2 protein-coding genes are annotated in these 10,136 nt (G+C 69.6%); both read left to right on the top strand.

Translation table 11 applies throughout. From position 1 onward, the window contains the following. Nucleotides 1-23 precede the first annotated feature (23 nt). Nucleotides 24-3,437, top strand: coding sequence for an AMP-binding protein (locus ACN26Z_RS20105; RefSeq protein WP_421462812.1), 3,414 nt, complete (start codon nucleotides 24-26; stop codon nucleotides 3,435-3,437). Continuing rightward, complete coding sequence (locus tag ACN26Z_RS20100) at nucleotides 3,434-10,135, top strand: amino acid adenylation domain-containing protein (RefSeq protein WP_421462811.1); 6,702 nt, start codon at nucleotides 3,434-3,436, stop codon at nucleotides 10,133-10,135. Before ACN26Z_RS20105 ends, ACN26Z_RS20100 begins: the two co-directional genes overlap by 4 nt. Nucleotide 10,136: the final 1 nt, after the last annotated feature.

The raw sequence follows: 10,136 nt of genomic DNA, 5'->3' as shown, positions 1-10,136 counted from the left end.
CCGTCCGTGGCAGGAAGGCCGAGATGAGTAGCCTCCCCGAGTTCCCTTCGATCCCCGCCGCGCTGAGCCACTGGGCACAGCGGCGTCCGGACGCTGTCGCGTTCACGTTCGTCCAGGCCGGCGGGGCGATCGAGCAGGTGACCTACGCGCAGCTTGAGGAGAACGCGCTACGGGTCGCGTTGTCGCTGCGGGAATCGACGCGGCCCGGCGACCGTGCCCTGCTGATCCTGCCACCCGGTCTCGACTTCCTGACCGCGTTCCTCGGCTGCCTGCACAGCGGTGTCGTCGCGGTGCCGCTCTACCCGCCCCGCCCGGGGGCGCGGCTCGATCGGATCGAGAGCGTCGTGCGCAGCTGCCAACCGGCGCACGCGGTCACCACGGATCTCTTCGTCGAGCAGTTGACCGCCTTTTTCGGTGGGAACGCGACCGCCTCGATGCGGATCCATCCGTTCAAGTCACTCCTGCACGGTGAGCCCGGCAGCGCGGGGGTGGCTGCCGTCAGGCCTGGGCCCGGCGGCGAGGATCTGGCCTTCCTGCAGTACACCTCCGGCTCGACAGGCCAGCCCAAGGGCGTGATGGTCAGCCACCGCAACCTCGTGCAGAACGAGGAGGCGATCGCCGAGGGCTTCGGCATCCGCCCCGACGACACCGTCCTCAGCTGGCTGCCGATGTACCACGACATGGGGCTGATCGGTACCGCCCTGTTGCCCGTCTACCGGGGCATTCCCTCGGTGCTGCTGGACACCTTCGCGTTCGTGCACGATCCGATGCTGTGGCCGCTGGCCGTGGACCGCTTCGGCGCCACCTGCTCCGGTGGCCCGAACTTCGCCTACCAGTTGCTCGTCGAACGCTACGACCGGGCCCGGCTCACCGACATCGACCTGAGCCGGTGGCGGATCGCGTTCAACGGGGCCGAGCCCGTGCGCGCGGAGACGATGCGGGACTTCGCGACGTGCTACGGCGTGCACGGTTTCGACAGCGACGCCTTCTTCCCCTGTTACGGGCTGGCCGAAGCCACTCTCTTCGTCGCCGGAGCCGAACCGGGAACGGGGTACCGGTCCCGACAGGTCAGCCGCCGGGAACTGGAGCGTGGCCGGCTGGTTGAGCTGCCGGAGGAGACAAGCGAGGCCGGCACGAGCCTCGTCTCGTCGGGGCGACCGGCCCGGCACACCGAGATCGTCATTCGCGGCGGTGACGACGACCGGGTCCTGCCCGACGGGGAGATCGGGGAGATCTGTGTGCGGGGGCCGGGCGTGGCCCAGGGGTACTGGGACGATGCGACGGCCACCCGACAGACCTTCCACGCCGACGTTCCTGGTCGCGAGGGGCGCTATCTTCGGACCGGGGACCTCGGCTTCACCTGGCAGGGCGAGTTGTACCCGGTCAGCCGCAGCAAGGACCTGCTGATCGTCGCCGGGCGGAACTTCTACCCGCACGACGTCGAGACCGTCGCGCTGACCGCCTGCGCCGACCTGCGCGGCGGTGCCGCAGCCGCATTCCAGCCGGATTCCGACGCCCCGCCAGTGACCCTGGTGGCCGAGGTGGCCCGGGCGTCTCTGGCCCGCCTGCGCGATCCGGCTGCGGCGGCCGCTGTGCGGACGGAGGTGCTGCGCGCCGTCGGTGTCGAGTGTGACCTCCAACTGGCCGAGGTGGTGCTGGTCTACCCGGGCTCCCTGCCCAAGACATCGAGCGGAAAGATCCGGCGGAGCGAGACCCGGGCCCGCCATCTCACCGGCCGGCTGCGGGTGCTGGGGCACTCGGAGAATTCACAGCCGCGTCCGGCACCGCCCACCGCCGACCAGCTCGGCGCGCTACACCGTCGCGACCGGGACACGCGGCGGCAGCTGGTGCGTCAACTGCTGGCCGCGCTGGTCAGCGCCGCGGGGCAGCAGCTGACGGTGCAGGACTGGTCCCGGCCGCTGGCCGCACTCGGGCTCGACTCGCTGCGTACCGCCACCGTGAAGGTGAGATGCGAACAGCAGCTCGGCCGCTCCCTGGACAGTCGACTCTTCACCAGCGACCGCTCCCTCGAAGAGATCGCCGAAGCGGTGGTGGCGCTGACCGGGCAGCCCCCGGAGCCCGCGCAGCCGGAGCCGACGACCGGATCTCCGGATCGGGTCGCGCCGGCCACCGACGGCCAGGTGCAGATGCAGTTCTATGACGAGTTCCATCCGCAGGACACGGCGAACAACCTGACCAGCGCCGTCCGCCTGTCCCGTCGGTACGACCCCGACCTGCTGCGCGCCGCGGTGTCGGCGGCCGTGGCCCGGCACCCGGCGCTGCGCACGGTGCTCGGGTCGCCCGGCAGCGGGACGCAGATCGTCCGGGACAGCCCTCAGCTCGACTGGTCGCAGGTGGCGCTCACCGATATCGACGAGTCGGTCGACTTCTTCCTGCGGGAGGTCGCCGACCGGCGGTTCTGTCTCACCGAAGGTCCGCTGGTCCGGGCCGCCGCCGTGCTGACGCCGGAGAGCACCGTCTTCATGCTCGTCTGCCACCATGCGATCGTCGACCACTGGTCGTTGCGGGTGATCTTCATGGAGATCCTGGCGGAGCTGCCCGGGGTGCGCCTGGGCGGAGAGCTTCCCGCCACCGACCGGGGCGACTACGTGCAGCGGCAGCGGTGGTTGTCCGCCTCAACCGACGACGAGTCGGCCCGGCGCCGGCTCACCGCGCTTGCCGAGCGGTGGCACCCACTGCGCGACCACCTGCTCTTCCCGACCGTCCGAACGGGAGGCACTCCGGGCCGGAACCCCGCCGCGATCATCGACTTCGAGGTGGACGGTGCCGACCGCCTCTACCAGCGGGCCCAGCTCCGTGGGCACACGCCGTTCGTCAGCCTCGTCGCGGCGTACCTGAGGGCGCTGCATCGGACGACCGGCGAACAGCGGATCGTGGTCGGCACCCCACACCATGGCCGGGACGACTGGCGCTTCGCCGACATGGTCGGCTACCTGGTCAACATGCTGCCCCTGGCCGGCCGGTTCGAGGGCCACGAGCGCCTGGAACAGATCGAGGACCGCAGCCGGGCCGAACTGCGCGACGCCCTGGCCGACGCTGATCTGCCGTTCGCCCGGCTGGTCAAGGCGCTCAGCCCGGACCGGCACGGGCAGACACCCCTGTTCCAGGCCACGTTCACCTTTCAGCAGTCGACGGACGGGCTGCTCGACGATGGTTTCTCGATCCCCTCCAGCGGATGCCGCCAGCGGCTCGGAGAGGTCGAGGTGTCGGTGGTGGACGTAACTCCCCGGGATGTCGCCTTCACCGTCAGCCTGTACGGCACCCGGCACGCCGACCGCCTGACGTTCCGTCTGGTCTACCAGCGGGAGCGGATCGACGCCGCCACCGCAGCCCGGATCGTGGCGGAGTTCCAGTCGGCCCTGAAGGAGATCGCATCGCCCGGCCCCGCGCCGGCCGTCGAGGAGGCAGGACGATGAACAGCCAGGACATTCCGGTGCCGTCGGTGGGGCAGGCGCGGAGTTTGGTGGCGGGGTTTGGGGAGTCGGTTCGGTGTTTTCCGGATCGGGTGGCGGTGCGGTGTGGTGGTCGGGGTGTGACGTTTGCGGAGTTGGATCGTCGGGTGGGGGTGTTGGCGGGGGCGATTCGGGCTGCGGGTGTGGATGTGTCGCGGCCGGTGGGTGTGTTGTTGGATCGTTCTGTTGACATGGTTGCTGCGGTGCTTGCGGTGTTGCGGGTGGGGTCGTCGTATGTGCCGTTGGATGTGGGGACTCCGGCGGGTCGGTTGGAGTTGATTGTGGATGATGCTGATCCGTCGGTGGTGGTGACCAGTGGTGGGTTGGTGGGGTTGTTGCCGGAGGGTGTGCCGGCGGTGCTTGTGGATGATGAGGGTTTGGCCGGTGGTCCGGTGGATGTGGCCGTGGCGGATTCGGGTGGGGATGATCGGGCGTATGTGATTTTCACGTCGGGGACGACGGGGCGTCCGAAGGGTGTGCAGATTTCGCACGGTAATGTGTTGCGGCTTTTTGGGGTGACGGAGCGTCATTTCGGGTTTGGTCCGGATGATGTGTGGGCGATGTTCCACTCGTTCGCCTTCGATTTCTCGGTGTGGGAGATGTGGGGGCCGCTGTTGTACGGCGGCTGCCTGGTGATCGTGCCGAGAGAGACCGCCCAGGATCCTCGGGCATTGTGGGACCTGCTGGAGCAGGAGCGGGTGAGTGTGCTGTGTCAGACGCCCACCGCCTTCAATCAGCTGATCGCCGAGGACGCGACCCGGGGCCGTCGACTGCCCCTGAGGTGGGTGATATTCGGCGGCGAGGCGCTGCACTTCGCCGACCTGCGGCCGTGGGTGGCGCGGTACGGCGACGAGCAACCACAACTGGTCAACATGTACGGCATCACCGAGACCACGGTGCACGCCACCTACCGGCGGGTGCGGCGCGACGACCTGGATCAGGGGCGGTCGCTGATCGGAGTGCCGCTGGCGGACCTGCGGTTCACCCTCGTCGACGCCGACCTCAACGAGGTGCCGGCCGGCGAGGTGGGGGAAATCATCGTCACCGGGCCGGGGGTCAGCGCGGGCTACCTGGGCCGGCCCGAGCTCGACGCCGAGCGGTTCGTCCGGTTGCCCGGCAGCACGGCGCGGTCCTACCGCTCCGGCGATCAGGCCGTGCTGGTGGAGAGCGGCGAGTACGAGTACCGGGGCCGGCAGGACGACCAGGTCAAGATCCGCGGATTCCGGATCGAACTCGGCGAGGTGCACGCCGCCTTCGCCGGCATCCCCGGCGTACGGCAGGTCGTCGTCACCGTGGTCCGGCCCGAGACCGCCGCCGATCCGGTGCTGCGAAACCGGACCGCGTCGGTGGAGATCACCGATGTGCGGGATCTGCTGCGCGGCGAGAGCCGCCGTGCCCCGTCGCCGAGCACCGGCCCACGGATCGTCGCCCACCTGGTCGCCGATGACGACCTCGACCCCGGCGAGCTTTTCACCCGCCTTCGGGGACGGCTTCCGAACTACATGATGCCGTCGTTCATCGTGCCCGTCGACGCCATCCCGCTCACCCAGAACGGCAAGGTCGACCGGGATCGGCTGCCGACCGCCACCCCCGCGAACAGCCTGCGTGAATCCCGCCCGGTGGAGGCCGCCGGGCAGGGCAACCTGGTGACCCTCATCCGCCAGATCTTCGCCGAGGTGCTGGGCGTACCGAGCGTCGGCAGCGACGACTCCTTCTTCAGCGTCGGCGGTGACTCGATCACGGCCCTGCGGCTGCGTGCCCGCGCCCAGGAGCGCGGCGTCACGCTGAACCTGGTCGACATCTACGGCACTCCGACACCCGCCGGACTCGCCGCCCTTGCCGGAACTGCGCAGGCGCCGTCGGAGAATCGCCCGCCGACCCCGCCCTTCAGCCTGATCAGCGCAGCGGACCGCGCGGCGCTACCGGACGGCGTGACCGACGCCTACCCGGTCAGCATCCTCCAGGGGGGCCTGCTCTTCCACAGCGCCTACGACGCTGACGTCAACATGTACTGCGACATCTTCATGTTCCGGCTCCGAGCCGGCTACGACCATCGGGCGATGGAGCAGGCGGTCGCGCGAGCGGTGGCCCGCCACGAGATCCTGCGCACCTCCTTCACGTTCACCGACCACTCGCAACCGCTGCAACTGGTGCACCGCAGCGCGCCGTCCCGGGTGACCGTGGTGGACCTGCGGCACCTGGGTGGAGAGGAACAGGATGCCGAGCTGAGCCGGTGGCAACTGGGGGAGCGGCAGACCGGGTACGACTGGAGCGTCGCTCCGTTGATGCGGTACACGGTGCACCTGCTGTCGGCCGACGAGTTCCAGTTCTCCGTCAGTTTCCACGACGCGCTGTTGGACGGGTGGAGCGAATCATCGCTGATCACCGAGATCCTCTCCGACTACTGGCAGCTGCGGGCGGGGGACAAGCCGGTGGCCGCCCCACCCCGACGCCGCTACGCCGACTTCATCGCGCTTGAGCAGGAGACGCTGCGCGATCCGTCAGTCCACGAGTTCTGGGCGCGGGAGCTGAGCGGGGCGGAGCCGACCCTGCTGCCCCGGAATGCCGTCGCGACCGGGACGGCCGCCCGTAACGAGATCGGCTTCCTCAGCGTCGAGGTCGACGCCGATCTTTCGGCGGCGCTCGACGAACTCGCCGCCCGCTGCGCCGTCTCGCTCAAGCACGTGCTGCTGGCGGTACACGCCCGGGTGCTGGCCACCGTCACCGGACGCTCCGACCTGGTGCTGGGCGTGGAGTCGAACGGTCGGGTCGAGGAGGAGGGCGGCGCCGAGGTGATCGGCGTACACCTCAACCTGCTGCCGTACCGGCTGGCCACCTCCGGCACCACCTGGATGGCGCTGATCCGGGCGGCGTACGCCAAGGAACAGCAACTGTTGCCCGTGCGGCGGTTTCCCTACGCCGAACTGCAGCGGCTCAACGGCGGCCGGGAGCTCACCGACGTGAGCTTCAACTACACGCACTTCCACAGCTACGAACAGCTGGCGTCCGCGACGTCCCTGACCGTGGTGGACGCGAAGGCGTACATCCAGACGCACTTCGCGCTCCGTACCGAGTTCAACAAGGACCCCTTCACCAAGCTGCTCTCTCTCGATCTTGAGGCCGATCTGCACCGGTTGAGCGAGCCGCAGGTGCGGCTCATCGCCGCCCTGTACCGCCACGCGTTGGCCGATGCCGTGGCCCACCCCGAGACCGTGCCCAGCCGGCGTACGTTGCTCGGTGAGACGTACTGGCAGGAGCTTGTCGCCGCGTTCGGACCGCCCGCCCGGCCACTGTCCGCGCCCGGCTACTTCACCCTGCTGGAGCAGTCGTGCGCGACCCACGCGGAGGCGCTGGCCGTGCGCTGCGGCGAGGATTCGCTGACCTACGCGGAGCTGGCCGTACGCATCGAGCGGATCGCGGCCCGGCTGGCGCGACGAGACGTCACGGCCGGAACCGTGGTCGGCATGTCGGCCGCACGGGGCATCGACTCGTTCGTCACCGCGCTGGCGGCGATGCGTATCGGCGCGATCTACCTGCCCCTGCCCTCGGGGCCACCGACCAGGGTGGCCAGCATGCTGCGGACCAGCCAGGCCGCGCTGGTCCTCGGCGACCGGCAGAGCGAGGCAGCGCTCCGTGAGGCGGCCGGGCCGACACCGTTGCTCCTGCTCGACGAACTGGTGGCCTCGGGCGACGAGCACGATCGATACGCCGGGCCACTGCCCGGCGGTCGGGCCGCCGCCTACGTCATCTTCACCTCCGGCTCGACGGGTGAGCCCAAGGGCGCGACGATCCGGCATGACGGGATGCTCAACCACCTGGAAGCGAAGATCGGCACGCTGGGAATCAGTGCCGGCGACCTCGTCTCCCAGGACGCCGCCGCCACCTTCGACATCTCGATCTGGCAGATGCTCGCGCCGCTGGCGGTGGGCGCGACATCGGTGATCTATCCCGACGAGATCAGTCAGGATCCGTCACGGTTGCTGCGCGCCGTGGCCGAGGACGGCATCACCGTACTTGAGGTCTCACCCACGGTGTTGAGCGTCTTCAGCGCCGAGTTGACCCACTACGGACTGGCCGCCTTCCCGCCGTTCCGGCTGCGCTGGGTCGTTTCCAGCGGGGAGACGTTGACCCCGAAGAGCGCCAACGCATTCCGTCGGCACCTGCCGCAGGTGCGACTGCTGAACATGTGGGGGGCCACGGAGGTCTCCGACGACTGCACCCACTACGAGATCATCGGGTGGGCCGACGAGCGGGCCGCCTCGGTGCCGGTGGGCCGTCCCATCGACAACGCCAAGGTCTACGTCCTCGACGAACACCGTGAACCGGTGCCGACGGGCACCCCGGGCGAGTTGTACGTCGGGGGGCTCTGCGTCGGTGCCGGCTACGTCAACGACGTCGAGCGCACCGCCGCCGCGTTCGTACCCGATCCCATTGCCGAGCAGCCTGGGATCGTGGCCTACCGGACGGGTGATCGGGGCCGACTGCTGCCTGACGGGAACCTCGAGTTCCTCGGCCGGATCGACAAGCAGGTCAAGATACGCGGACACCGCGTCGAGCTGGCTGAGGTGGAGGGGGCGCTCGCCGCGATCCCGACACTGCAGGAGAGCGTGGTCATCGTGCGTTCGGACGGCGAACACGGCAACCAGCTCGTCGCGTTCTTCGTCCCGCAGACGGTTGCCGGCGACGGTGGGACCGCTGCCGGATCGGGCCCGTCCCGGGCCGAGGTGTCCCCGCTGGAACTACGCGAGCAACTGGCCGCCATCCTGCCCCGGTACGCGGTACCGGATCACCTTGTCCGCCTCGACGTGCTGCCCCGCACGCCGCACGGCAAGGTCGACACCCGGTCCCTCGCCGGATGGCAGCCGGCACCGCCGCCCGAGCTGACCGACGACCTCGAACCGGGGAACGAGACCGAGGCCGTCGTGATGGATGTCTGGCGCAGCGTGCTGCGGCTGTCGATGTGGCCCGGTCCACTCACCGACTTCTTCGGCCTGGGCGGTCACTCGCTGCACGCGGCGCAGGTGATGGCCCGGCTACGGGATCGCTTCGGGATGGATCTGCCGATCCGTCTGCTGTTCGAGAATCCGAACCCCCGCGCCCTGGCCCAGCGGATCGCCAGCGGTCGCGGGGTCGTGCCGGCGACCGACGGAACGCGTATCCAGCCGGCACAACCCCGACCGGACCGGTTCCCGCTGGCCGCCAACCAGGCCGCCCTCTGGTTCCTGTGTCAGGTCGACCCGGACGACCGCTCCTACGACAACACGGTGCTGTTGCACCTGTCCGGGGCGCTGGACATCACCGCGCTGCGCTCCGCGATCACGACTCTGACCAGCCGGCACGAGGTGTTCTCGATGCGCTTCGGCACCGAGGAGGGCAGCAGCTATCAGCGACCCGACCGGGACGCGGTGGTGACGCTCGACGTGGTGGACGCGACGGGGGAGCAGCTCACCGATCCGACGGAGATGACGAGGTACGTGCGGGACCAGGTCCTCAGTGACCTCGTGCTGGACCTGACCAGCGGCCCGGTCGTGGTCACCCGCCTGTTCCGGTTCACCCCGACCGAGCATGTGCTGCAGTGGAGCAGTCATCACCTGGTGTCGGATGGCTGGTCCACGAACGTGGTCTTCAGCGAGATCACCGAGGCGTACCGGGCGCACCGGCAGGGGCTGCCGCCCCAACTGCCGGAGCTGCCGATCCAGTACGCCGACTATGCCCTCTGGCGGCACGAGCGGACGGCGGCCACGGCCGGCGCGGACGTCGACTTCTGGCGGGACTACCTGGACGGCTACTCCGGCGACCTCGGCCTGGTGACGGACTTCCCCCGAACCGAGGAGCGCAGTCGGGAGGCCGGTTACGTGGCGGTGCGGTGGCCAACTGGACAGCGGGATCGCGTGCAGCGCGCCGCGGAGGAGGCCGGGGTCACCACCTTCATGCTCCTGCACAGCGCGGCGGCGATCGTGCTCAGCCGATTCGCCCAGCACACCGACATCGTGTTGGCCGCCCCGGTCGCCGGCCGCGACCTTGCCGAGACGGAGAACCTGGTCGGCTACTTCGCGGACACGCTGCCCTTCCGATACCGGGTGGAGCCACAGGCCACCGGCGCTGCCCTGGTCGATGCGATAGCTGCCAGCGCCCTCTCCGCGCTGGATCATCAACAGCTGTCGTTCCAGGAGATCGTGCGGGCGGCGCGGCCGCCTCGGGTCGCGGGGATGCCGACCTTGGTCCAGGCCATGGTCGCCGTCGACAACTACCCGCTCGACCTACGCACGCTGCCCGAGGTGACCGGTCGGCTGGTGCAGCTGCCACCGGCGACCGCGCTGTTCGACCTGCTGTTCCGCTTCGTGTTCGACCCGGAGCCGGAGCTGTCCGCACAGTACGACGCGACGCTCTTCACCCGTGCCACCATCGATCGGCTCCTGGCTGCGATCGGCCGGGCGCTGGAGTTCCTGGTCACCCACCCCGACATGAAGCTCTCCGAGATGCGGCTCATCGATCAGGACGACCAGACGGAGCTGGAGCGCCTCTGGCGCGAGATCAGCGGCGATGACATCGACCTCGGCAAGGCGGCGGCGCAGATTGTCGAGTCCCCGTCCTGGCCGGACTTCCTGGCGGCGGTCCAGGCACGGCAGGGCCTGCTCGCCGCGCTGCTGCTCGCGTTCTGAC

It is taken from the genome of Verrucosispora sp. WMMD703 (assembly GCF_049178935.1).
Classification (GTDB): Bacteria; Actinomycetota; Actinomycetes; order Mycobacteriales; family Micromonosporaceae; genus Micromonospora; species Micromonospora sediminimaris.
Note: the sequence above shows the minus strand (reverse complement) of the source record. Positions and strands in the feature narration are given on the sequence as shown.

Coding starts and splice junctions, on each gene's coding strand:
- ACN26Z_RS20105 (WP_421462812.1), top strand. CDS start 24: ATGAGTAGCCTCCCCGAGTTCCCTTCGATCCCCGCCGCGCTGAGCCAC.
- ACN26Z_RS20100 (WP_421462811.1), top strand. CDS start 3,434: ATGAACAGCCAGGACATTCCGGTGCCGTCGGTGGGGCAGGCGCGGAGT.